This window comes from Microbacterium hydrothermale, assembly GCF_004854025.1.
GTDB lineage: Bacteria > Actinomycetota > Actinomycetes > Actinomycetales > Microbacteriaceae > Microbacterium > Microbacterium hydrothermale.
This window is the reverse complement of sequence record NZ_STGM01000007.1, coordinates 71,488-95,398: the sequence shown is the minus strand read 5'-3', so window position 1 is coordinate 95,398 and position 23,911 is coordinate 71,488. Positions and strand designations below refer to the sequence as shown.

Below are 23,911 nucleotides of genomic sequence, written 5' to 3'. Positions count from 1 at the left end.
CGCCTGCGAGATGCCCCCGACCCGTGCGGTCGGGGGCATCGTCGTCTCCGGATGCCGGATACGGGGGCGGATGCCGCGGCCCCGGCGTAAGCGGGGGCACAGGTGCCGCAAGGCGCTGCCGGCTCCGTGGGCCGCCGGCCGCGCCCCCGTCGCAAACGTCGCCGGCCGGTCTACAGCGTCGGCGTCAGCGTGATCGTCGAGCCCTGCGGGGCGGTCGTCCCGGCCTTGGGGTTGGTCGCGCGGACCTTGTAGATGTCCCAGTACTTGAAGCCGAGGGGCAGCGTGCCGTCGTCGATGCCGGCGTTGACCTCGAAGCCCAGGGCGTCGAGGGCCGCGACCGCGTCGCGGATCGACATGCCGATGATGTTGCCGGGGATCTCGACGGGCTTGGGGCCGATCGACACGCGCAGGGGGACCGTGTCGCCGGGGCGCCAGTTGCCGCCTCCGTCGCGGTCGCCGATGCCGATCACGACACCGGATGCCACGCTGTTGCTGTACTCCTCGGACACGGAGGTCTTCAGGCCCGCGCCGTCGAGGGCGCGCTCGGCGGCCGACTGCGACTCTCCCGTGACGTCGGGGATCGGGCCGAGGGAGACGACGAGCGTCGCCGCATCGCCCTCGTAGACGGTGCACCCGTCGGTGCAGGCGAAGGCGTCGCCGCCCGCGCGCGGGATGATCGAGGCGGCCAGGACCGTGCCGTCGGCGGCGTCGGTGAACTGCCGCTCGGGGTCGTCGCCGACGCCGACGTACGCGGCCTGCAGGACGTTGCGGACATCGTCGGCGGAGCGCCCGCCGAGGGCCGGGATGTCGTGGGTGGCCGGTCCGACCGAGACCAGCACGGTCACCACCGTGTTCTTGTCGAGGCGTTCGCCGGGTGCGGGGTCGGAACCCACCGTCGTCCCCGCGGGGATGTCGCGGTCGGTGACGTCCTGGCGCTGGGCCTGCAGCTGCTCCTGCACGAGGAGCGCCTGCGCCTCGTCGAAGCTGCGGTTCGAGACGTCGGGGACGGCCACGAGCGAGCCCGGTCCCGATCCGAAATACCATCCGGTGAATCCGGCGCCGCCGGCCAGCAGCAGCACGATGACGAGGATCCATGCGCCGCGCGCCGTCCGGCGGCGGGTGCGGGCGCGCAGGCGCGCGGCGTTGTCGGGTTCGTCGACCGTCGCCGACGGCACCGCCGCGGTCTGCGGGAGGACCTTCGTGAGCTCGCGCGACTCCGCGGGGGAGGCGGAGCCCGCCGTGCCCACCGACACCGCGCGGGCGACCTGGGGGGCGAGACCGAGGTCCTTCTCGACGGCGCGGAGGCGCTCGAGCATCGCGGCCGCGTCGACCGGCCGGTCATCGGGCTCGCGCTCGGTGGCCCACAGCACCAGCTCGTCGAGCTGCTCGGGGACCGACGGGTTCTTCGCGCTCGGGCGCGGGACGGAGTCGGTGGCGTGCTGGTAGGCGATCTGCATCGGCTGCTCGCCCTTGTAGGGCTGCTCTCCCGCGAGCATCTCGTAGAGCATGATGCCGAGCGAGTAGATGTCGCTGCGGGCATCGGCGGTGCCGCGCGTGACCAGCTCGGGTGCGAGGTAGGCGATGGTGCCCATGAGCTGGGCGCCGCTGGCGGTGTTGGCGGTCGTCGCGCGGGCGAGGCCGAAGTCGCCGATCTTGATGCGGCCGTCTTCCGCGAGCAGGACGTTCTCGGGCTTGACGTCGCGGTGGACGATGCCCGCCCGGTGGGCCGCGGCGAGGCCCGAGAGGATGGCATCCATGATCGTCAGCGTCTGGTCGACGGTGAGCCGCCGGTGTTCGCGGAGCAGCTCGCGCAGCGTGATCCCGGGGAGGTACTCCATCACCAGGTAGGCCATCTCGCCGTCCTGGCCCTGGTCGAACACGTTGACCACGTGCGGGTCGCTCAGACGGGCGGCCGAGCGGGCCTCCTGGATGAACCGGCTCTGGAACACGGTGTCGTCGCTGAGGTGGCCGTGCATGACCTTGAGCGCGACACGACGCTCGAGGCGCAGGTCGGTCGCGACGTACACGGTCGCCATGCCGCCGCGCGCGATGCGCGCGCGCACCCGGTACCGGCCGTCGACGAGACGGCCGATCAGCGGGTCTGCCTGCTGACTCGTGCTCACGTGTCGAGTCTACGGACGGCCCCCTGTGAGCCCGGGCAACGGCTCACCGCCAACCGGGCTTCAGCCGAGAACCGCGAGCCACGTGGTCGCCGGCTGCTCCCACTGCGCGTAGCGGTCGGGATAGGCGGAGATCTGCACCGCCTGCGCCGCGTCGGCGTAGGCCAGCGTCTCCCAGCCGGGGATGTCGAGCAGGCCGCGGGTCGCGGCTCCGTTGGGGTCGCCCGCTCCGCCGTAGAACACCCGGGTGGAGCGTTCGGGGTCGCGGATCTGCTCGGGCGTGCCCCATCCGGCGCTCGGGCGCTGCTGGAAGAGCCCGAGCGAGTCGCGATCGCCCCAGTCGAGGTTGCGCAGCCACGATTCCTGCATCGCGGTGCCGAGGGCGATCAGGATGCCGCGATCGGAGACGCCGAGCTCTCGTCCGACGCGGATGATCAGGCGCGCGTTCTCGCTCTGCTCGGCATCGAGACCGGGGGCGGTGGGCGCCGGGAGGGCAGCGGGCGCGGGCGCGCCCGAGTCGGTGCCGGAGGGGATCCGCAGGATGTCGCCGGGGTAGATGATCGACGCGCGCGTGAGGCCGTTGGCCGAGAGCACCGCGTCGAGCGACACCCCGTTCGCCCGCGCGATCGCCGAGACGGTGTCTCCGGGTCGCACCTCGTGCGTCGTCGTCGCGGGGGCCGGGGCGGGTGCCGGCGCCGGGGCGGTCGGGGCGGCGGCCGCGGCGGTGAGGGCGAGCACCTGCCCGGGGCGGATCATCGCGTCGGCGCCGAGGCCGTTCGCCGCGGCGACGGCGGCGGGATCGAGCCCGCGCGCGCGGGCGATGGCCCACACCGTGTCTCCCGGCTGCACGGTGTAGGTCGAGGCGGTCACCGCGGTCGCGACGGCCTTCGTGACCGCGATCGGAGCGCCGACCGTGCGCGGCACGGGCGGGGTCACCGTCAGGGCGGGGGCGGGGGGAGCGGCGTGCGCGGCGCTCTCGCCCGTCAGCGACAGGGCGATGGTGCCGGCGACGGCGGCCGGCCAGACCGCCGCGGCGGGCCAGGCGCTCGAGCGGCGCGCGGGCAGGGGGGACAGCGTGAGTCGTCTCATGGTGGGGGATTCCGTTCTTCCGACTGCCCGACACCGTGACACGCGGGGTGACGGATGTCAACGTATGAGGCGGATGTGACGGATGTGAAAACGCGAGTGAAACCCTTCCGCGGCGAGGGCGGCGGGCCGGCGGATGAGATCATGGCTTCGTGACCGACACGACCCGTTACGAGACCGACTGGCTGACGATCCCCGATCTGGTGGAGCTCCTCGACGAGCCCCTCGGGCGCGTGCGCCGCCTCATCGACGAGAACTACCTCGTGGGCTCGCGCCGCGACGGCGTGTTCAAGGTCCCCGCGGTCTTCCTCGCCGAGGGGCGGCCGCTGCCGGCGCTGCGCGGCACGATCATCGTGCTGCACGACGCGGGCTTCGACCCCGACGAGACGATCGACTGGCTCCTCACCCCCGAGGACACCATCGGCGTCGCTCCGATCGAGGCGCTCCTTGCCGGCCGCAAGAGCGAGGTGCGCCGCGTCGCGGCGACCCTGGCCTGAGCCCTCGCGGCGTCAGCGCACCGCCGCTTCCCGTGACCGGGAGGCCGGGCGGGCGGTCGCTCAGGCGGTGCGCTGCGTCGCGGCCCGCGCGAGCTCGCGCAGCTCGGCGACCGCCGAGGCTCCGAGGGGAGCGTCCGCGAGCGCCTCGTCGGCACGGCGGGCGTAGTCCGCGATCAGCTCCTCCGTGCGCCGGAGGGCGCCGGTGTCGACGATGGTGCGCTGCAGGATGCCGATCTGCTCCGTGTCCAGCGCCGGATCGCCGAGTCGTTCGTCGACGCGTCGACGGTCCTCCGGCGACAGCTGCTCGCGCGCGTAGGCGACGAGCACGGTGCGCTTGCCCTCGCGCAGGTCGTCGCCGACGGGCTTCCCGGTCTCGGCGGTGTCGCCGAACACCCCGAGCACGTCGTCGCGGAGCTGGAACGCCATCCCCACATCGTGGCCGAAGCGCCCGAGGGCGTCGAGCTGCGCGGCATCCGCTCCCGCGAGAGCCGCGCCGATCTGCAGGGGCTGCTGGATGCTGTAGCGCGCCGACTTGTAGGAGGCCACCCGCAGGGCGCGGTCGGCGTGCGTCTCGTCGGGGTAGACGGTGTAGGCCGACTCCTCGGCCACGTCGAGGAACTGCCCGATCGTGACGTCGCGACGCATCTGCGCGTACGCGCGTCGCGTCGCGGCGGCGGTGGGGGAGTCGGTGAGACCCTCCTCGAGGAGATCGTCGCTCCAGGCGACGAGCAGGTCTCCGAGCAGGATCGCGCCCGAGCGTCCGAACGCGTCGGAGTCGCCGGTCCATCCGGCGTCGCGGTGGCTGCTCTGCAGCGCCCGGTGGGCGGACGGCTGCCCGCGCCGGGTGTCGGAATTGTCCACGAGATCGTCGTGGACGAGAGCGGCGGCGTGGAAGACCTCGAGCGCCGTCGCCACCGTCAGCGCCGCGTCGTCGAAGCGGGTCTCACCGCCCGCGACGGCGTGCCATCCGGTGAGGCAGAACCGCGCGCGGAGGCGCTTGCCGCCCCGGAGGGCGGAGGCTCCGGCGCGGGTGAATTCTTCGGCCTCGGGACCCAGCGCGGAGGCGTACGATAGCTGTTCGGAGAGGAACTTGTCGAGTCGCTGGGAAACAGCTTCGATCGGTTCCGGGGAGGTCGTCACGGGCCTAGCCTAGTGATCCACGCCGCACGTAGAATCGTCCGCACCACACCATAGAGGGGGATGCATGCCACTCTCCGAACAGGAGCAGCGCCTGCTTGATGAGATGGAACGCCATCTCATGAGTAACGACACCGATGTCGTCTCCGCTCCCAGTCGCGCCCTCAGCTACCGCAACATCGTCCTCGGCTCGATCCTCGTGCTCGCCGGTCTCGGCGCGCTCGTGGTGGGTGTGTCGATCGGGTTCACCACGGGTGTCCTCGGCATCGCGGTCGGTGTGCTCGGCTTCCTCCTCATGGTCGGCGGCGTCGTCTTCGCCGTGACGCCGACGCGCGGGTCCGCTCCCGCGGCGCCGCGCGCGGCCAAGCCCCGCACCGGTCGCGCCTCGGGCTCGTCCTTCATGGATCGCATGAACGACCGCTGGGATCGCCGCAACGACCAGCGCTGACCCGCACTCGGCTTCTTCAGAACACCGGCTCCTCGGAGCCGGTGTTTTTTTTGTGCCCGGATGCCGCCGACCGGCGGGGACACCGGCCGGGAGGCGTCGGGGCCCGCGCGTTCCCGACCCCGCGCGTCCCGCTGTCTCGGACACGCCCCCGCGACCCGGTCGGTGATCTGAGCCACACCGCCCCTCCGCCCCGCTCGGGCGCGGCGGCATCCCTCCCTTTTCCTCCACCGACGGCGTCGCTCGGGGGTCGCGGCGCCCGGCGGGCCCGGAATTCCGCGGTGGTCGGGGGGGTGCGGAATCTGCCGGGCGCACAGTACACGGGGGAGCCCCCGCCCAGAAGTCCCCTGTTTTCGATAGCGAAGTGGAGGGTGGTGGAGTAAAGTGGGGAAAACTTCGCAGGCCGGACGAAGGGGGTGGACGCCCGAATGCTGCTCGGCACGCACACTCCCAAGCTCGACGACAAGGGCCGCGTCATCCTGCCCGCGAAGTTCCGTGACGACCTCGGCGCCGGAGTGGTGATCACCCGGGGGCAGGACCGCTGCCTCTACGTGTTCAGCACCGAGGAGTTCGAGCGCGTGCACGAGCGGATCCGCGAGGCGCCGCTCAGCAACAAGCAGGCCCGCGACTTCCTGCGCATGTTCCTCTCGGGGGCCAGCGCCGAGAAGCCCGACAGCCAGAACCGCATCACCGTTCCGCCCGCGCTGCGCTCCTACGCCGGTCTCGGCCGGGAGCTCGTGGTCACCGGCGTGGGAGCCCACGCGGAGATCTGGGACGCCGATGCGTGGAACGCCTACGCAGAGAGCAACGAAGAGACGTACGCCGAGATGGAGCAGGAGGTGATCCCGGGACTGTTCTGACCCTCCGGCTGTGATGCCCAGCCGCACGCCCTGTCACACTTCCCCGGTGCCAGGTCGATGCGGGTGGGGATCAGAGCCGAAGGATCGGCCCCGATCATCATGGACATCCGCGACATCCACACCCCCGTCCTCCTCGAGCGCTGCGCCGAGCTGCTCGGGCCCGCTCTGCAGAAGCCCGGCTCCGTCTTCGTCGACGGGACGCTCGGCATGGGCGGGCACTCCGAGGCCTTCCTCGAGCGCTTCCCGAATACCCGTCTGATCGGTCTCGACCGCGACACCGACGCCCTGCGCATCGCGGGGGAGCGGCTCGCGCGCTTCGGCGATCGCGTCACCCTCGTGCACACCGTCTACGACGGCATCGCCGAGGCCGTGGCCTCCGCCGGCGTCGACACGGTCGACGGCATCCTGTTCGACCTCGGCGTCTCGTCGCTGCAGCTCGACGTGGCGGACCGCGGGTTCGCCTACGCCCAGGACGCACCCCTCGACATGCGCATGGATCAGACGACCGGGATCACCGCCGCCGAGGTGCTCGCCACCTACGGCGAAGGCGACCTGCGCCGCATCTTCGAGCGGTACGGCGAAGAGAAGCTCGCCGGCCGCTACGCACGGGCGATCATCGCGGCACGCCAGAACGCGCCCCTCGAGCGCTCCGGTCAGCTCGTCGACGTGCTGCAGGCCGCGACCCCGGCCGCGGTGCTGCGCGAGCGGCATCCCGCCAAGCGCGTGTTCCAGGCGCTGCGCATCGAGGTCAACGCCGAACTGTCGGTGCTCGAGCGCACCATCCCGGCCGCCCTCGGCGTGCTCGGCGTCGGCGGGCGCATCGTCGTGCTGTCGTACCAGTCGCTCGAAGACCGCCTGGTCAAGCGCGTGTTCGCCGAGGCCTCGACCTCCACCGCCCCGCGCGGACTGCCCGTCGAACTGCCCGAGCACGCCCCGACCTTCCGACTGCTCGTGCGCGGGGCCGAACTGGCCAGCGACGACGAACGAGCGGCCAACCCCCGCGCCACCCCCGTGCGCCTGCGCGCGGCCGAGAGGATCAAGGAGGACGCATGAGCGCATCCCCGGCCATCGACCCCCGGATCACCGCCCCCGACCGGTCGACGCCCGCGCGTGAGCGTCGCCTCACCGCCGTGCCCGCGACGGCCCGTCGCCGCGCACCGCGCCGGCTGTTCGGCGTCATCGCCGTCGCCGGGGCACTGACGATCGTGCTCGTGCAGATGGGGCTCGGCATCCTCACCACCCAGAGCTCCTTCGAGATCGCCGCGCTCACGCAGCAGCAGCGCGACCTGACGTACCAGAAGCAGATCCTGAACGACGAGAGCGCGGGCCTCAGCTCGCCGCAGTACCTGGCGGCGAACGCGGCCGCGCTCGGCATGGTCATCGACGAGTCGCCCACCTACCTGCGGCTGAGCGACGGGGCCGTGATCGGCTCGGGCAAGCCGGCCGACACGACCTCGTCGGTGGATGCCATGGGCCGCGGCTCCGTGCGCAACGCCCTCATCGCGGGGGTCCCCCTGGTGACCGACCCGTCCGCGGCGACCACCGAAACGGGGGCGGCGGCGACGTCCGCGCCCGCGGCTCCCGCGCCGGACGCGGCGACCGGAACCGCCGAATCGACGACACCCCCGTCGATCAGCGACGGTCTGCCGACTCCCGCGACACGATGAGAGCCATGACGACGACCACCTCCTCCCGGTCCCCGCGGCGTCGCACCGTCGTCGCACTGTCGATCGTGCTGATCGTGCTCATCGCGTTCGTCGTCCGCCTCGTCGACATCCAGGTCGTCAACGCGCGGACCCACGTGGACGACTCCCTCGCGATGGGACTGGAGAACTCGCGCGTCGAGTACGCCTCGCGCGGTTCGATCGTCGACGAGAACGGCGTCGTCCTCGCCTCCGCCGTCAACCGCTACGACGTCCAGGTCGACCCGATGCTCGCGGCGAAGGGCATCACCACCGTCGACTCCGGCGACGACGACGATTCCGGCACCACGACCGGCTGGCCCGAGCTCGCGGCGCAGATCGCGGCCATCACCGGTCAGGACGCCGCGGAGGTGCAGAGGATCGTCACCGACGCGGTCGCCGACAACCCCGACTCGCGCTACGCGATGATCGCCAAGAACGTCTCGACCGAGCAGTACCGGGCCCTCGCCGACCTGAAGCTGCCGTTCCTGAGCTTCCCGCCGCAGTCCGGCCGCGTGTACCCGGACGGCGCCGTGGGGGGAAACCTCCTCGGCTTCGTCGGCAGCGACGGGCAGCCGCTCGCGGGTCTCGAGAACGCCGACAACGCCTGCCTCGCCTCCACCAACGGCAAGGTCGTCTTCCAGCAGAGCCGCGACGGCGTCGTGCTGCCCGGAACCGAGGTCGTCACCCAGCCCGCCGTCGACGGCGGCACGCTGAAGCTCACGATCGACCGCGACCTGCAGTGGTACCTCGGCCAACTGATCGCCGAGCAGGTGCAGAACACCGGATCGCTGCGCGGAACGATCACCGTGGTCGAAGCCAAGACGGGCAAGATCCGGGCCCTGGCCGAGTACCCCTCGGTCGACCCCAACGACCCCACCGCGACGCCCGCCGACGATCGGGGCAGTCGCGCGTTCTCGAGCCCCTTCGAACCGGGATCGACCTTCAAGGCGCTGACCACGGCGATCGGTCTCGACAGCGGTTCGTACACCCCCGAGACCACCGTCACCGCGTCATCGCGCGAGGTGCTGGGCGGGGACGCGCGCGTGTCCGACGCCTTCTCGCACGGCCCCAACACCTACACGCCCACCGGCGTGCTCATCGACTCCTCGAACGTCGGCATCTCGAAGTTCGCCGAGATGATCCCGAAGCAGACCCGCTACGACTACCTGCAGAAATTCGGCATGGGCTCGCTCAGCGCGATCGACTTCCCCGGGGAGTCCGTCGGCATCCTGCATCCCGTCGGCGACTGGGACACCCAGACCTTCTACAACACGGCCTTCGGCCAGGGCCTGTCGGTCACCGTGCCGCAGCTCGTCGGGGCCTACCAGACCATCGCGAACGGCGGACTGAAGATCCCGCTCTCGCTCGTGGAGGGCTGCACCGCGGCCGACGGCACGGTCACCGACACCCCGTCGACCGAGGGGACCCAGGTCATCTCGCCCGACACCGCCCACGAGGTCGGCCTGATGCTCGAGAACGTCGCCACCCAGGGCGAGCTCGCCGACAAGATCGCCATCCCCGGATACCGCCTCGCGATCAAGACCGGTACCGGCGAGAAGGTCGACGAGAACACCGGCGCCTACAAGCCCGACGCCTACTTCACCACGATGATCGGTTTCGCCCCCGCCGACGACCCGCAGTACGTCGTCGCGGTCAACCTGGACGAACCGCGGACGGTAAAATCGTCCGCGGCCACCGCCCCCGCGTTCCAGAAGGCGATGACGCAGGTTCTCAAGACCTACCGCGTCATCCCGTCCGGGACCACGACCCCCGAACTGCCCAAGTTCGGCTGAGACACCGCCGACGCCGGTCTCGTCTCGGTAACGAATGCGACACGGAAAGGGCGTCCGCACAGCAATGATCTCCACCAGCCTCTCCCACATCGCCGCCGTGCTCGGCGGGCGCCTCGTCGTCCGTCGCGACGACACCCCCGACACCACGGTCGAGGGTCTGGTCGACACCGACTCGCGCCTCATCGAGCCCGGCGGCGTCTTCGTCGCCAAGCCCGGCGAGACCACCGACGGCCACCTCTTCGTCGGGACCGCCGTCGAGCGCGGAGCGGCGCTGGCGATCGTGGAGCGCGAGCTCGACGACGAGGTGAGCCAGATCGTCGTCCCCGACGTGATCGAGGCCCTCGCAGCCCTGGCTCGCGACAACGTCGCCCGCGTCCGGGCGGCGGGGGCACTGAAGGTCGTCGGCATCACCGGCTCGAACGGCAAGACGACGACGAAGAACATGCTGGCGCGCATCCTCGAGGGCGAGGGACCCACGGTCGCGCCGCGCGCCTCGTTCAACAACGAGGTCGGCGCCCCGCTGACGATGCTGCGCGTCGCCGAGGACACGCGGTTCCTCGTGAGCGAGTTCGGTGCGAGCGCCCCGGGTGCGATCGCGCGCCTCGCCGGCCTCGTGACCCCCGACGTCGGGGTCGTGCTGATGGTGGGCATGGCCCACGCGGGCGGGTTCGGCGGCATCGAGTCCACGTTCCACGCGAAGAGCGAGCTGGTGAAGGCCACCCGCGAGGGCGGCCTCGCCGTGCTCAACGCCGACGACCCGCGGGTCGCCGCGATGGAACCGATCGCGCGCGAGCGCGGACAGGACGTGCGCTGGTTCGGCCGCGGCGAACGGGCGGAGGTGCGGGCCGTCGACGTCGAGGTCTCGGCATCCGGCACCCGCGCCGATCTGCTCGTCGACGGCGAGGCGCACACCCTGACCCTGCGCGTGCTGGGCGAGCACCACATCATGAACGCCCTCGCGGCGATCGCCGCGGCGACCGCTCTGGGCGTGTCCGCCGCCGACGCGATCGCCCGCGTCGAGACGCTCGAGATCGCCGAGCGGTGGCGGATGCAGCCGATGGGCTCCGAGCGCGTGCGCATCATCAACGACGCCTACAACGCCAGCCCCGACTCGATGGCCGCCGCGCTGCGCACCCTCGCGCAGATCACCGGGCCCGAGGAGCGCACCGTCGCCGTGCTCGGTGCGATGAGCGAGCTGGGGGAGTACGCCGACGAGGAGCACGACCGCGTGGGCCTGCTGGCCGTGCGGCTGCGCATCCAGCGCATCGTCGTGATCGGCCCGGAGGCGCGCCGCATGTACCTCGAGGCGATCGCCCAGGGCTCGTGGGACGGCGAGGCGGTGTTCTTCGCCGACGCCGACGCCGCGTACGACTACCTCTCGACCGAACTGCGCGACGGCGACCGCGTGCTGGTGAAGTCGTCCAACTCGGCGGGGCTGCGTCACCTCGGCGATCGACTCGGGGAGCTGTTCGCGTGAGATCTCTTCTGACGTCGGCGGCGATCTCGCTCGCCTTCACGCTCTTCCTCACGCCGGTCTTCCTGCGGTGGTTCCGCAAGTGGGGCTGGGGTCAGGTCATCCGCACGCCCGAGAACGTGCACAACCCCTCGCACGGCGCCAAGCGCGGAACGCCCACCATGGGCGGCACGATCTTCATCGCGGGCACGATCGTCGGGTACTTCATCGGCTCCTACGCCGGCAACAACCCCCCGACCGTGTCGGGACTGCTCGTGCTGTGGCTCATGCTCGGCTTCGGCGTGGTCGGCTTCATCGACGACTACATGAAGGTGCGTCACCAGAACAGCCTCGGCCTGTCGGGGTGGCGCAAGATCCTCGGCCAGGTCCTCGTCGTCGTGCCCTTCGCGGTCGTGGCGCTGAACTTCCCCAACGCCTTCGGGCAGACCGCCGCCTCGGAGTACATCTCCGTCTTCCGCGACATCCAGGTGCTCTCGCTCTTCGCCCTCGGGCCGATCCTCGGCTGGCTGCTGTACCTCGCGTGGATCTCGCTCATCGGCACCGCGGCATCCAACTCCGTCAACGTCGCCGACGGTCTCGACGGCCTCGCCGCCGGTTCGGGCATCTTCGTCGTGGGGGCGTACAGCCTCATGGCCTTCTGGCAGAACAAGCAGATGTGCGCCGACGTGCTCGACCCCACCGTGCAGGCGGGGTGCTACGCGGTGCGCGACCCGTTCGACCTCGCGATCGTCTCGGCCTCGTTCGTGGGAGCCCTCGTCGGCTTCCTGTGGTGGAACGCGCCGAAGGCGAAGGTCTTCATGGGCGACTGCGGTTCGATGGCCATCGGCGGTGTCATCGCGGCGCTGGCCATCTTCACCCGCACCGAACTGCTGCTCGTGCTCATCGCCGGCGTCTACGTGATCGCGTCGGGCTCGGTGATCCTGCAGCGCGCGTACTTCAAGATCACCAAGGGCAAGAGGCTCTTCCTCATGAGCCCCCTTCACCACCACCTCGAGATGCGGGGGTGGCCCGAGGTCACCATCGTCGTGCGAATGTGGATCATCGCCGGACTCCTCGCCGTCTCGGGCATCGGATTCTTCTACGTCGAATGGCTCTCACGCGTATGACCGACCTCTCCACCCTCACCAGCTGGCACGCCGACTGGAAGGGCCTGCGCGTCGCCGTGCTGGGCCTGTCGGTGACGGGCTTCTCGGTCGCCGACACGCTCTCGGAGCTGGGCGCCGAGGTGCTCGTGGTCACCGAGCGGGCGGATGCCGAGTACGGTCGCCTCCTGCCGTTGCTGGGCGTGCGCCTGCACGAGGGACCGCTCGACGCGGTCCCGGCGGAGCTCTCCGCGTTCGCCCCCGAGGTCGTCATCGCCTCCCCGGGCTTCCCGCCGCACCATCCCCTCATCCGCTGGACGCAGGAGCAGCGGATCGCCCTCTGGGGCGACGTCGAGCTGGCGTGGCGCGTGCGCGACAAGGTCGTGCGGGCGGACGGGCGACCGGCCGACTGGGTGCTCATCACCGGCACGAACGGCAAGACCACCACCACGCGCCTCACCGCGGAGATGCTCGTGACCGCGGGCCTGCGGGCCGCGCCGGTCGGCAACATCGGTACCCCCGTGCTCGACGCGGTGCGCGACCCCGGCGGCTTCGACGCCCTCGTCGTCGAACTGTCCAGCCACCAGCTCTGGTACCTCAACCTGCAGAGCGGCCCCGAGGCCCTGTCGCCGCACGCGGCGGTGTGCCTCAACCTCGCGGACGACCACCTCGAGTGGCACGGCGGCGCCGACGCCTACCGCGATGCCAAGGCGGGTGTCTACGCGCGCACCCGCGTCGCGTGCGTTTACAACAAGGCCGACGCGGCGACGCGCGAGATGGTCGAAGACGCCGAGGTGATCGAGGGCGCCCGCGCGATCGGCTTCGACCTCGGCGTGCCGGGGCCCAGCGACCTCGGCGTCGTCGACGGCATCCTCGTCGACCGGGCCTTCCTCGAGGAGCGCGCGACCTCGGCCCTGGAGCTGACCACCGTCGCCGACCTCGCGGCCCGCGGGCTCGCCGCTCCCCACATGGTCGCCAACATCCTCGCGGCCTCCGCCCTCGCCCGCTCGCTGGGGGCGACGCCCGAGCACATCTTCGACACGCTCGAGCGGTTCCGCCTCGACCCGCACCGCATCCAGGTGGTTGCCGCGCACGCGGGCGTGACGTGGGTGGACGACTCGAAGGCGACCAACCCGCACGCGGCCTCGTCGTCTCTCGCGGCGTACCCCGGCGCGGTGTGGGTGGTCGGGGGTCTGCTCAAGGGCGTCGACCTCTCCGACCTCGTGCGCGCGCGCGGTGCGGGCGTCCGCGCCGCCATCGTGATCGGCACGGAGCGCGCCGACATCGTCGCGGCGTTCGCGCGACACGCCCCCGCGGTGCCGCTGTTCGAGGTCGACCACGCCGAGACTGAAGACGTCATGGCACGGGTCGTCGAACTGGCGGCGGATGCGGCTCAGGACGGGGACACGGTTCTCCTGGCTCCCGCAGCGGCATCCTTCGATCAGTTCGCGTCCTACTCCGACCGCGGCGACCGCTTCGCCGACGCGGTGCGGGCGTGGATCGAGGGCCAGGGCGACGGAGCATCTCGACCGACCGACTGAGGGGATCACGCGTGACCACGACGGCACCCCCTCCTCGGCAGACGCCCGACGAGCAGCCCGAGCGCGGCGGCCTCATCGCCCGGGTCTCGCTCGGACGCGCCTTCCGGCCGGTCGCGAGCGAGTTCCTCCTCGTCGCCTCCGCGGCCCTGCTGCTCACCGGCTTCGGGCTCGTGATGGTGCTCTCGGCCACCTCCGCCCTCGACGGGGGGCAGAGCCCCTTCGATCACGTGATCAAGCAGGGCATCTTCGCGGTCGTCGGCATCCCCCTGATGTTCGTGCTGAGTCGCGCGCGCATGAGCTTCTGGAAGAAGGTCGCGTGGCCGGCGCTCATCCTGGCGACGATGTTCCAGATGCTCGTCTACGTGCCGGGCCTCGGCATCGCCTCGTACGGCAACCGCAACTGGGTGCAGATCGCCGGGTTCCAGTTCCAGCCCGCCGAGTTCCTCAAGCTCACCCTCGCCCTGTGGATGGGCGCGGTGCTGTACCGCAAGCGCCGGCTGCTGAGCTCGTGGAAGCACGTATTCATCCCCGTCGTGCCCGTCTCGGTGCTGGTCATCGGCACCGTGCTCGGCGGGAAAGACCTCGGCACCGTGATGATCCTCGTGCTCGTCGTGCTCGGTGCGCTGTTCTTCGCCGGGATCAAGCTGCGCATGTTCATCGTTCCCGCGGTGCTCGCGCTCGTGGTCGTGCTGCTGTCGGCGGTGGGCAGCGAGAACCGCATGGCCCGCATCATGAGCCTGTTCCAGCCTGACGACGCCTCGTGCTACTACACGACGTGCTACCAGTCGATGCACGGCATCTGGGGCCTCGCGAGCGGGGGTCTGCTGGGGCTGGGACTGGGCAACTCGAAAGAGAAGTACGACTGGCTGCCCGCGGCGGCCAACGACTACATCTTCGCCATCATCGGCGAGGAGCTCGGGCTCATCGGGTGCATCGTCGTGCTCGTGCTCTTCGCCGTCTTCGCCGTCGGCGCCTTCCGCATCATCCGCCGCACCGACGACAGCTTCGTGCGCATCGTCGCGGGCGCCATCACCCTCTGGATCGTCGGTCAGGCGCTGGTGAACATCGGCGTCGTGCTGCGCATCTTCCCCGTGCTGGGCGTGCCCCTGCCGTTCATGTCGCAGGGCGGCACCTCGCTGCTGTCGGTGCTCATCGCGTGCGGGGTGCTGCTCTCGTGCGCGCGCACGCTGCCCGACCAGCGCGAGGCCACCGCGCAGCGGCCGCCGCGGCGCTCCGCGTCGCCGCGGCCGGGGCGACGGGGCTGATCGCGCCCCGCGACCTGGCTAGGGTCGTACGGTGACGACTTACCTCCTCGCCGGCGGCGGCACCGCCGGGCACGTGAACCCCCTGCTCGCGGTCGCCGACGGCCTGCGCGCACGCGACGCCGACGCCGAGGTGCTGGTGCTCGGCACCCGCGAGGGCCTCGAGGCGCGGCTCGTGCCGCTGCGCGGCTACGAGCTGCTCACGATCGCGAAGGTGCCCTTCCCCCGCCGACCCGACCGGGCGGCCGCGGTCTTCCCCGCCCGCTTCCTGCGCGCCGTCGCCGACGTGCGCCGCCTCATCCGCGAGCGCGGGGTCGACGCCGTCGTCGGCTTCGGCGGGTACGCGGCCGCGCCCGCGTACATCGCCGCGCGACGCGAGCGCGTGCCGTTCGTCGTGCACGAGGCCAACGCGAAGCCGGGACTCGCGAACGTCCTGGGCGCCCGCACCGCGGCCGGGGTCGGGGTCGCCTTCGCCGGAACGCCCCTGCGCGGCGCGCGCGAGGTCGGGATGCCGTTGCGCCGCGAGGTCGTCGAGCTCGACGCCGCCGCGCGGCGCGAGGAGGCGGCGACCCACTTCGGCCTGGATGCCGCCCGCCCCACCCTCCTCGTCTTCGGCGGATCGCTGGGCGCGCTCCGGCTGAACACGGCGTTCGGCGGCGCGTGGCAGGACGTGCTCGACGCGGGCTGGCAGTTGCTGCACGTCACGGGGCAGAACTCCGACCTGCCCGACCCCGGCGCCCCCGGCTACGCCGTCGTCCGCTACGTCGACCGCATGGACCTCGCCTTCGCCCTGGCCGACCTGGTCGTCTCGCGCTCGGGGGCGGCGACGGTCAGCGAGATCAACGCCCTCGGCATCCCGGCCGTGTACGTCCCCTACGCCGTGGGCAACGGCGAGCAGAGCCTGAACGCGGCCGCCTCCGTGCGCGCCGGGGCGGCGCTGCTCATCGCCGACGCGGAGTTCACCCCCGAGCGCGTGCGCACCGACATCGTCCCCCTGCTCACCGACGACGGGCGCCGCACCGCGATGCGCGACGCGGCCGCGCGCACCGGCATCCGCACGGGCACCGAGAACGTCATCGCGATGATCGACGAGGCCCTCTCGCGGTGACGCCCGACAGCCCCGCGGCGGCGGACGGACCGGGATGCCGCGCGCCGGGGCTCGCGCGCAGGATCCGCGACGTAAACTCGCTCACGCCATGATCAGACCCGACCTGAGCCTCCCCATCCCCGAGACCATCACCTCCGCGCACTTCATCGGCGTGGGGGGATCGGGCATGTCCGGGCTCGCCCGCATGTTCCTCGACCGCGGTATCCGCGTGTCCGGCTCCGACCGCGCCGACAGCGCGGCGCTGCGCGACCTGGCCGCCCGCGGGGCCACCGTGCACGTCGGGCACGACGCCGCGCACCTCGGCGACGCCGACACGGTCGTGCACACGGGCGCGATCTGGCCCGAGAACCCCGAGTTCGTCACCGCGAAGCAGCGCGGACTGCACGTGATCCACCGGTCGCAGGCGCTGCACTGGCTCATCGGCGGGCGTCGGCTCGTCTCGGTCGCCGGCGCGCACGGCAAGACCACCTCGACGGGCATGATCGTCACGGCCCTGCGCGCCCTCGACGTCGATCCGACGTTCGTCAACGGCGGCGTGATCGCCGACCTCGGCGCCTCCAGCGGCACGGGGGGAGACGACCTCGTGGTGATCGAGGCCGACGAGTCCGACGGCACCTTCGAGCTCTACGACACCTCGGTCGCCCTCATCACCAACGTCGACCCCGACCACCTCGACCACTACGGTTCGCGCGACGCGTTCGACGCCGCGTTCGCCCGGTTCGCGGATGCCGCGGCCGAGGCCGTCGTGATCTCGGCCGACGACGCCGGTGCGCGGGCCGTGCGCGAGCGCATCACGCACGACACCGTCGTGACCTTCGGCGAGGACGCGTCCGCCGACGTCCGGCTCAGCGGCATCCGCACCGACGGTCCCGTCGCTTTCACCCTGACCGCCGGCGGCGAGAGCGTCGACGTGCGGCTGCGCGTGCCGGGGGCGCACAACGCCGTCAACGCCGCGGGCGCCGTCGCCGTCCTGCGCGTGCTCGGCCACTCGCTCGCCGACGCCGCGCGCGCCGTCGAGGGCTTCGGCGGCACGGTGCGGCGGTTCGAGCTGCACGGCGTCGAGCAGGGCGTGAGCGTCTACGACGACTACGCCCACCACCCGACCGAGGTCGCGGCCGCCCTGTCGGCGGCGCGCACCGTCGTGGGGGACGGGCGTCTGATCGCGATCCAGCAGCCGCACACGTACTCGCGCACGCAGGAGATGTTCCGCGAGTTCGCCGAGGTGCTCGAGTCGCACGCCGACCACACGGTCATGCTCGACGTCTACGGCGCGCGCGAGGATCCCGTGCCGGGGGTGACGGGCGAGCTCGTCAGCGGAGCGTTCGCCGATCCCTCCCACGTGCACTACGTGCCCGACTGGCAGGCCGCGGCCGATTACACCGCCGAGATCGCCCGCCCCGGCGATTACGTCATCACCCTCGGGTGCGGCAACGTGTACCAGATCATCCCGCAGGTGCTCGAGGCCCTGTCGCGCACGGCCACGACGGAGCCGGCGGTCTGAGCGTGCGCCGGCCCTCGCCCCTGCCTCCGCCCCCGGAGTCCGAGCGCGCCGCGACGAAGGCGCCGAGTGGCGGAGCGGGTCCGTCGACCGTGCGCTCGGAGCGCCCCGTTCCCGTCGTCCGCCAGGCCGACCTCGAGACCGCCCCGGTGCTCCCGCTCGTGCGGCCGGGTGCGCGTCCCGCCGACGACCTCGCGCGCGGCGACGAGAATGCGGCGCCGGATGCCGAGGGCCCCAGCCTGCGCGACGTCTGGCGCGCCTCCCGCGCCCGCCGGCGCGCGCTGTCCGCCGAGGTCAAGCGGTTCACCGTGCGCCAGCGTCGTCGACGCCGCGTGTGGATCGGGGTCGGCGCGGCGTTCCTCGTGATGGTCCTCGGCACCGCGGGGGCCGCTTACAGCCCCCTGTTCGCCGTGGAGCGCATCGACGTCGTGGGCACGTCGCAGCTCGACGCGTCCGCGGTGGGCGAGGCGCTCAGCGGTCAGATCGGCACGCCCCTGGCGATGGTCGACGACAGCGCCGTCAAAGCGGCTCTGGTGCGGTTCCCGCTCGTCGAGTCGTACACGCTCGAGGCGCGTCCGCCCCACGACCTCGTCGTGAACATCGTCGAACGCACGCCGATCGGCGTGCTGCAGACCCCGGCCGGATTCACGGTGGTGGATGCCGCGGGCGTCGCCCTGTCGACCACGCCCGACGCCCCCGCGGGTCAACCCCTGCTGGAGATCACCGGCGGCACCGACTCGGCCGCGTTCCACGCGGCGGGGCGGGTCATGCGCGCGCTCCCGGATGCGGTGCGCTCGCAGGTCACCGGGGTCTCGGCATCCACCCCCGACGACGTGACCTTGACGCTCGGTGCGACGGGCTCGCGTGTGGTGTGGGGAAGTGCCGACAGGTCGGCCGAGAAGGCGATCGTGCTGGGCCGGTTGATGGAGAAGAGCCCCCCGGATCGTGCGAAGGAGTACGACGTCACCTCGCCCGAGGCCGGCGTCGTCCGCTGATATCCGAGGCGAAAACAGAACACGCCGCGTGTCGGGCGTGCGCCGCCCGATCCGCCACCTACCTTCGAGCTAAGGAATTGCATACCGGGCAATTCTTTAACCCTCAACATGAGGTTTAGAGTTTCGGGTTCGGGGACAAACGGAGGCCGGCATGAGCCACAACCAGAACTACCTCGCCGTGATCAAGGTCGTCGGTGTGGGCGGGGGCGGCGTCAACGCCGTCAACCGCATGATCGAGCTCGGCCTGCGCGGCGTGGAGTTCATCGCGATCAACACCGACGCGCAGGCGCTGCTCATGAGCGACGCCGACGTCAAGCTCGACGTGGGCCGCGAGCTCACGCGCGGCCTGGGCGCCGGTGCGGATCCCGAGGTCGGCCGACGCGCCGCCGAGGACCACGCCGAAGAGATCGAGGAGGCCCTGCGCGGGGCCGACATGGTCTTCGTCACCGCGGGCGAGGGCGGTGGAACGGGCACCGGCGGCGCCCCCGTCGTCGCCAAGATCGCGAAGTCGATCGGCGCCCTGACCATCGGTGTCGTCACCAAGCCCTTCTCGTTCGAGGGGCGTCGTCGCCAGAGCCAGGCCGAGGGCGGCGTCCAGCGCCTGAAAGAAGAGGTCGACACCCTCATCGTCGTCCCCAACGACCGCCTCCTCGAGATCAGCGACCGCGGCATCTCCATGATCGAGGCCTTCGCCACGGCCGATCAGGTGCTCCTCGCGGGTGTCCAGGGCATCACCGACCTCATCACCACCCCGGGTCTGATCAACCTCGACTTCGCCGACGTCAAGAGCGTGATGCAGGGGGCGGGGTCGGCCCTCATGGGCATCGGCTCCTCGCGCGGTGCCGACCGGGCCATCAAGGCCGCCGAACTCGCCGTCGAGTCCCCGCTGCTCGAGGCCTCGATCGAGGGTGCGCACGGCGTGCTGCTGTCGATCCAGGGCGGGTCGAACCTCGGCATCTTCGAGATCAACGACGCCGCGCAGCTGGTGAAGGAGGCCGCGCACCCCGAGGCCAACATCATCTTCGGAACGGTCATCGACGACACCCTCGGCGACGAGGTGCGCGTCACCGTCATCGCGGCCGGCTTCGACGGCGGCGAGCCCTCGCTGCGCATCGACGCCGTCGGCGCCCAGCGCCCGGCCTCGGCCCCCGTCGTCCCCGTCATCCCGGCCGACGACGTCGCCCGCGACCTCGACGCCGCCGAGGAGCAGAAGGCCGCGACCGAGCGCGCCCCCGAGCGCCGCCCGGAGCCCGCGCCCGTCACCGCGCGCGTCCCCGAGACCTCGTACGACAACGGCTACGCCGAGGACGACCTCGACGTCCCCGACTTCCTGAAGTAAGAGACAGTCCCCGAACGCGAGCGGGTCCGGTTGCCACCGGGCCCGCTCGCGTCGTCGAAGGAGCAGCATGGACACCGCCCTCGCCGACCGGCTCGCCGCCGTCGACGCGCGCATCCAGGATGCCGCCCGCGCCGCGCATCGCGATCCCGCCGGCATCACGCGCATCGTGGTCACGAAATTCCACCCGGCATCCCTGGTCGTCGACCTGCACGCCCTGGGCGTGCGCGACGTGGGGGAGAACCGCCAGCAGGAGCTCACCGCCAAGCGGGCCGAACTCGGCGGCATCCCCGATCTGCGCTGGCACTTCATCGGGCAGGCGCAGACCAACAAGGCCCGCGCCGTGCGGGCGGCGGCGGATGCCGTGCACTCGGTCGATCGCGAGAGGATCGCCGACGCCCTCGACGCGGCCGGCGACGACACGCCGCTCGACGTCCTGCTGCAGGTGAACCTCACCGACGACACCGGTCGCGGCGGCGTCGAGCCCGACGGCGTGGAGGCCCTGGCGACGCACGTGGCGGGGCTTCGGACCCTGCGGCTGCGCGGGGTCATGGCCGTCGCCCCGCTCGACGAGGAGCCCGCCCGCGCGTTCGAGAGGCTGCGCCGGTCGGCCGACGCGGTGCGCACCGTCGTCGCCGACGCCGAGTGGATCTCCGCCGGCATGACGGGCGACTTCCCCGAAGCGATCGCGATGGGCGCGACACACCTGCGGATCGGCTCCGCAATCACGGGCCCGAGGCCCCCGCGCGACTAGCCTCGGACCAGACGAGCGAACGGAGGATGCGATGTCGAACCCCCTGAAGAAGACGATGGTGTACCTGGGCCTCGCCGACGAGGAGGAGACCTATGAGGAGACGGCGCCGCAGCCCATCGCGCGCAAGCAGACGGCACCTGCCGCTGCTCCCGTCGAGAAGGCCGCACCGGTGACCCCGCTGCACCGTCCCGCCGTGGTGCGTCAGCCCTCGGCCGGCCCGGTGAGCGAGATCCTCACGGTGCACCCCAAGCAGTACCGCGACGCCCAGACGATCGCGGAGAACTTCCGCGAGGGCATCCCGGTCATCATCAACCTGTCGCAGATGAGCGACGCCGACGCGCGTCGCCTGATCGACTTCGCGAGCGGACTCTCGCTCGGGCTGTACGGCCGCATCGAGCGGGTGACGAGCAAGGTCTTCCTGCTCTCGCCCGAGAACATCGCCGTGTCCGGCGACGGTGCGATCGCGCAGGCCGACCCCGAGGCTGCCCCGTTCGCCGCCCAGTAAGCGATCGTGGCCGTCCTGAGCCTGGTCGGCTCCATCCTCAGCGCGCTGCTGTTCATCTACATCGTGCTGCTGCTCGCGCGCCTCGTGCTCGAGTACATCCCGATGTTCAACCGCGAATGGCGCCCCCGCGGTGCCACTCTCGTGCTGGCTGAGATCGTCTACACCGTGACGGACCCGCCCATCAAGCTGGTCCGCCGCATCATCCCTCCCCTGCGCATCGGGGGGATCGCGATCGATTTCGGATTCGCGATCGTCATGTTCGTCTGCTTCCTGCTGCTGAGCGTGACGCGGTCCCTCGCGGCCGCGTAACCTCCCGCCGCCGCCCCCTGACAGTGCCCTTCGACACTGACGGAGGGCGGCGGCTATGCTGTTCCGAAGCGGTACGCCCCGGTGCGACACCCCCAACAGTTCCGAATCAGAGCTCTCGAAAGAGGAAACACCATGGCACTGACCCCCGATGACGTCGTCACCAAGCAGTTCCAGCACGTGCGCTTCAAGGAGGGCTTCGACCCCGACGAGGTCGACGACTTCCTCGACGAGATCGTCGTCGAGTGGCGCAAGACCATCGCCGAGAACGAGGAGCTGAAGTCCAAGCTCGCCGCGTTCGAGTCCGGCGAGGCCGCTCCCGCCACGGTCGCGGCGCCCGTCGCCGAAGAGCCCAAGGCCGAAGAGCCCGCTCCCGTCGAGACCCCCGCTCCGGCTCCCGCCGCGGCATCGTCCGACGTCGAGCCCGCCGCCCAGAGCGCCGGCATCATCGAGCTCGCCCAGCGTCTGCACGACGAGCACGTCGCCGAGGGCAAGGCCCAGCGCGACCAGCTCATCGGCGAGGCGCAGGCGCAGGCGGCATCCATCGTCGCCGAGGCCGAGCAGAAGGGCCGCGAAGAGCGCGCCCGCCTCGAGAAGGAGCGTGTCACCCTCGAGGGCCGCATCACCGAGCTGCGCAACTTCGAGCGCGACTACCGCTCGCAGCTGCGTTCCTACATCGAGGGTCAGCTCCGCGACCTCGACACCACTGCGTCGTCGTCGGGCTCCACGCCCGTGTCGGCGATCGGTCTGTAAGTCGACAGACTCTTTGCGCAGTCGAAATCCTCTGCGACCGGCGGCGGCCGGCATCGTCATCGCGATCCTCGCGGTGGTGGTGCTGGCCGCCGACCAGTTGGCCAAGACCGCAGCCATCGACGCCCTTCCCCCGGAGCGCGTGGTCCCGGTCTTCGGCGACGTCCTGCAGTTCTATCTCGTCCGTAACCCCGGCGCCGCGTTCTCGCTCGGCGAGGGGGTCACGTGGCTGTTCACGATCGCCCTGGCGGTCGTCGCGGCCGTCATCGTCTTCCTCGCCGTGCGCCGCGTTCGTTCGCGGCTCTGGGCCGTCGTCCTGGGCCTGCTGCTGGGGGGCGTGCTCGGCAACCTCACCGACCGTCTCCTGCGCGAGCCGGGCTTCCCGGTGGGCCACGTCGTCGACTTCATCTCGACGCCGTGGATGATGCCGGCGATCTACAACGTGGCCGACGTCTTCATCGTCTCCATGATGATCTCCGTCGCCCTGCTGGTGCTGTTCGGGCTCCGTCTCGACGGCACGCGGGAGACGCGCGCGTCCCGGGCGGCCGACGCGCAGGCGGCCGAGGCGCAGGCCTCCGGCGCTGCGTCGGCCGAGGCCTCGACCCGGGTCCGCGCCGAGGGCGACGCCGGTGACGGTGTCGAACCCTCCGGCGACCCGGGCGTCCGCTGACATGGAGTCCCGCAGTCTCCCCGTCCCCGACGGGCTCGACGGAACGCGCATCGACCAGGCGCTGGCGAAGATGCTGGGGTTCTCCCGCACCTTCGCCGCCGAGGTCGCCGACGCCGGGGGAGTGAGCGTCGACGGTCGCACGGTCGGGCGCTCCGACCGCCTCCGCGCGGGGTCGTGGCTCAGCGTGGAGTGGGAGCCCAAGCGCGAGCCCGAGATCGTGCCCGTCGCCGTGCCCGATCTCGGCATCGCCTACGACGACGATGACATCGTCGTCGTCGACAAGCCGGCGGGCGTCGCCGCGCACCCCTCGCTCGGATGGGAGGGGCCGACCGTGCTCGGCGCCCTCGCGGCCGCGGGGTTCCGCATCTCCACGAGCGGTCCGGCCGAACGGCGCGGTGTGGTCCACCGCCTCGACGCCGGGACGAGCGGGCTCATGGTCGTCGCGAAGACCGAACGGGCCTACACGCTGCTCAAGAGCGCGTTCAAGGAGCGCGAGGTCGAGAAGATCTACCACGCCGTCGTGCAAGGGCACCCGGATCCGCTCGCGGGGACGATCGACGCGCCCATCGGCCGTCACCCGCACCACTCGTGGAAGTTCGCCGTCACCCCCGACGGCAAGGACTCGGTCACCCACTACGAGACCCTCGAGGCCTTCCCCCGGGCGTCTCTGCTCGAGATCCACCTCGAGACCGGACGCACGCATCAGATCCGCGTGCACATGGCGGCCCACCGTCACCCGTGCGCCGGTGATCCGCTCTACGGGGCCGATCCGACGCTCTCGGCGCGTCTGGGGCTCACGCGGCAGTGGCTGCACGCTCATCGTCTGGCGTTCACCCATCCCGGAACGGGGGAGTGGGTGGAGTTCGCCTCGCCCTATCCGGCCGATCTCGCGCGGGCGCTGGAGATCCTCGGCGACGGCATCTGATGCGGCCGCCGCCCGCGCGGCGGTCGGTCGCAACGACCGCTACGCCCGCTCGCGGTGACGCGCCCGGGAGGGAGCGGTCGGC

General features: G+C 71.7%; 23 protein-coding genes. 20 read left to right on the top strand and 3 right to left on the bottom strand.

The window, feature by feature from the left end:
- Window positions 1-170 precede the first annotated feature (170 nt).
- Together pknB and FB047_RS13610 are read right to left on the bottom strand one after the other, a co-directional pair.
- Window positions 171-2,123: a Stk1 family PASTA domain-containing Ser/Thr kinase gene (gene pknB, locus FB047_RS13615; RefSeq protein ID WP_136587751.1), complete on the bottom strand. Its 1,953-nt coding sequence runs from the start codon at window positions 2,121-2,123 to the stop codon at window positions 171-173.
- Window positions 2,124-2,183: 60 nt separating this feature from the next.
- Window positions 2,184-3,209, bottom strand: coding sequence for a LysM peptidoglycan-binding domain-containing protein (locus FB047_RS13610; RefSeq protein ID WP_136587750.1), 1,026 nt, complete (start codon window positions 3,207-3,209; stop codon window positions 2,184-2,186).
- Between the two features lie 149 nt (window positions 3,210-3,358).
- On the opposite strand from FB047_RS13610, the gene FB047_RS13605 reads away from it, so the two are divergent.
- Window positions 3,359-3,703: an Rv2175c family DNA-binding protein gene (locus FB047_RS13605; protein WP_136587749.1), complete on the top strand. Its 345-nt coding sequence runs from the start codon at window positions 3,359-3,361 to the stop codon at window positions 3,701-3,703.
- Window positions 3,704-3,763: 60 nt separating this feature from the next.
- Here the strand turns inward: FB047_RS13605 and FB047_RS13600 are convergent, their stop codons facing one another.
- Complete coding sequence (locus tag FB047_RS13600; protein WP_136587748.1) at window positions 3,764-4,843, bottom strand: polyprenyl synthetase family protein; 1,080 nt, start codon at window positions 4,841-4,843, stop codon at window positions 3,764-3,766.
- A 64-nt stretch (window positions 4,844-4,907) separates the two neighbouring features.
- Between FB047_RS13600 and FB047_RS13595 the strand changes: the two genes are divergently transcribed.
- From FB047_RS13595 to FB047_RS13505, 19 genes are all read left to right on the top strand, one after another.
- A complete protein-coding gene (locus tag FB047_RS13595) occupies window positions 4,908-5,288 on the top strand; it encodes a DUF3040 domain-containing protein (RefSeq protein ID WP_136587747.1) in 381 nt (126 codons plus the stop codon).
- Between the two features lie 425 nt (window positions 5,289-5,713).
- Entirely contained in the window at window positions 5,714-6,145 is a 432-nt protein-coding gene (mraZ, locus tag FB047_RS13590) for a division/cell wall cluster transcriptional repressor MraZ (RefSeq protein WP_136587826.1), read from the top strand.
- A 99-nt stretch (window positions 6,146-6,244) separates the two neighbouring features.
- The gene (gene rsmH / locus FB047_RS13585) at window positions 6,245-7,198 is read left to right on the top strand and encodes a 16S rRNA (cytosine(1402)-N(4))-methyltransferase RsmH (protein ID WP_205823015.1); all 954 of its coding nucleotides are present in this window, start codon (window positions 6,245-6,247) and stop codon (window positions 7,196-7,198) included.
- Window positions 7,195-7,812: a cell division protein FtsL gene (ftsL, locus tag FB047_RS13580; RefSeq protein ID WP_136587745.1), complete on the top strand. Its 618-nt coding sequence runs from the start codon at window positions 7,195-7,197 to the stop codon at window positions 7,810-7,812. The genes rsmH and ftsL overlap by 4 nt, the downstream gene beginning before the upstream one ends.
- A 5-nt stretch (window positions 7,813-7,817) precedes the next feature.
- Window positions 7,818-9,623: a peptidoglycan D,D-transpeptidase FtsI family protein gene (locus FB047_RS13575; RefSeq protein ID WP_136587744.1), complete on the top strand. Its 1,806-nt coding sequence runs from the start codon at window positions 7,818-7,820 to the stop codon at window positions 9,621-9,623.
- Window positions 9,624-9,687: 64 nt separating this feature from the next.
- Window positions 9,688-11,100, top strand: a complete 1,413-nt coding sequence (locus tag FB047_RS13570; protein WP_136587743.1) for a UDP-N-acetylmuramoyl-tripeptide--D-alanyl-D-alanine ligase — start codon at window positions 9,688-9,690, stop codon at window positions 11,098-11,100.
- Window positions 11,097-12,203, top strand: a complete 1,107-nt coding sequence (gene mraY, locus FB047_RS13565) for a phospho-N-acetylmuramoyl-pentapeptide-transferase (RefSeq protein ID WP_136587742.1) — start codon at window positions 11,097-11,099, stop codon at window positions 12,201-12,203. Before FB047_RS13570 ends, mraY begins: the two co-directional genes overlap by 4 nt.
- Entirely contained in the window at window positions 12,185-13,720 is a 1,536-nt protein-coding gene (gene murD, locus FB047_RS13560; RefSeq protein WP_420812655.1) for a UDP-N-acetylmuramoyl-L-alanine--D-glutamate ligase, read from the top strand. The genes mraY and murD overlap by 19 nt, the downstream gene beginning before the upstream one ends.
- An 11-nt stretch (window positions 13,721-13,731) precedes the next feature.
- On the top strand, window positions 13,732-14,985 hold the full coding sequence (ftsW, locus tag FB047_RS13555) for a putative lipid II flippase FtsW (protein ID WP_136587741.1): 1,254 nt from the start codon (window positions 13,732-13,734) through the stop codon (window positions 14,983-14,985).
- A gap of 31 nt (window positions 14,986-15,016) precedes the next feature.
- Window positions 15,017-16,090, top strand: a complete 1,074-nt coding sequence (locus FB047_RS13550) for a UDP-N-acetylglucosamine--N-acetylmuramyl-(pentapeptide) pyrophosphoryl-undecaprenol N-acetylglucosamine transferase (protein ID WP_136587740.1) — start codon at window positions 15,017-15,019, stop codon at window positions 16,088-16,090.
- 88 nt (window positions 16,091-16,178) lie between these two features.
- Window positions 16,179-17,591: a UDP-N-acetylmuramate--L-alanine ligase gene (gene murC, locus FB047_RS13545; RefSeq protein ID WP_136587739.1), complete on the top strand. Its 1,413-nt coding sequence runs from the start codon at window positions 16,179-16,181 to the stop codon at window positions 17,589-17,591.
- A gap of 89 nt (window positions 17,592-17,680) precedes the next feature.
- Entirely contained in the window at window positions 17,681-18,583 is a 903-nt protein-coding gene (locus FB047_RS13540) for an FtsQ-type POTRA domain-containing protein (RefSeq protein ID WP_240752814.1), read from the top strand.
- Between the two features lie 151 nt (window positions 18,584-18,734).
- The gene (ftsZ, locus tag FB047_RS13535; RefSeq protein ID WP_136587737.1) at window positions 18,735-19,922 is read left to right on the top strand and encodes a cell division protein FtsZ; all 1,188 of its coding nucleotides are present in this window, start codon (window positions 18,735-18,737) and stop codon (window positions 19,920-19,922) included.
- A 67-nt stretch (window positions 19,923-19,989) separates the two neighbouring features.
- Window positions 19,990-20,673, top strand: coding sequence for a YggS family pyridoxal phosphate-dependent enzyme (locus FB047_RS13530; protein WP_136587736.1), 684 nt, complete (start codon window positions 19,990-19,992; stop codon window positions 20,671-20,673).
- A 31-nt stretch (window positions 20,674-20,704) separates the two neighbouring features.
- Entirely contained in the window at window positions 20,705-21,178 is a 474-nt protein-coding gene (locus FB047_RS13525; RefSeq protein ID WP_136587735.1) for a cell division protein SepF, read from the top strand.
- Between the two features lie 6 nt (window positions 21,179-21,184).
- The gene (locus FB047_RS13520) at window positions 21,185-21,487 is read left to right on the top strand and encodes a YggT family protein (RefSeq protein ID WP_136587734.1); all 303 of its coding nucleotides are present in this window, start codon (window positions 21,185-21,187) and stop codon (window positions 21,485-21,487) included.
- Window positions 21,488-21,619: 132 nt separating this feature from the next.
- Window positions 21,620-22,237 carry a DivIVA domain-containing protein gene (locus FB047_RS13515; protein ID WP_136587733.1) on the top strand — a complete coding sequence of 206 codons (618 nt, stop codon included), beginning with the start codon at window positions 21,620-21,622 and terminating at the stop codon, window positions 22,235-22,237.
- Window positions 22,238-22,250: 13 nt separating this feature from the next.
- The gene (gene lspA, locus FB047_RS13510) at window positions 22,251-22,904 is read left to right on the top strand and encodes a signal peptidase II (RefSeq protein ID WP_136587732.1); all 654 of its coding nucleotides are present in this window, start codon (window positions 22,251-22,253) and stop codon (window positions 22,902-22,904) included.
- Window position 22,905: 1 nt separating this feature from the next.
- Window positions 22,906-23,829, top strand: coding sequence for an RluA family pseudouridine synthase (locus tag FB047_RS13505; RefSeq protein WP_136587731.1), 924 nt, complete (start codon window positions 22,906-22,908; stop codon window positions 23,827-23,829).
- Window positions 23,830-23,911: the final 82 nt, after the last annotated feature.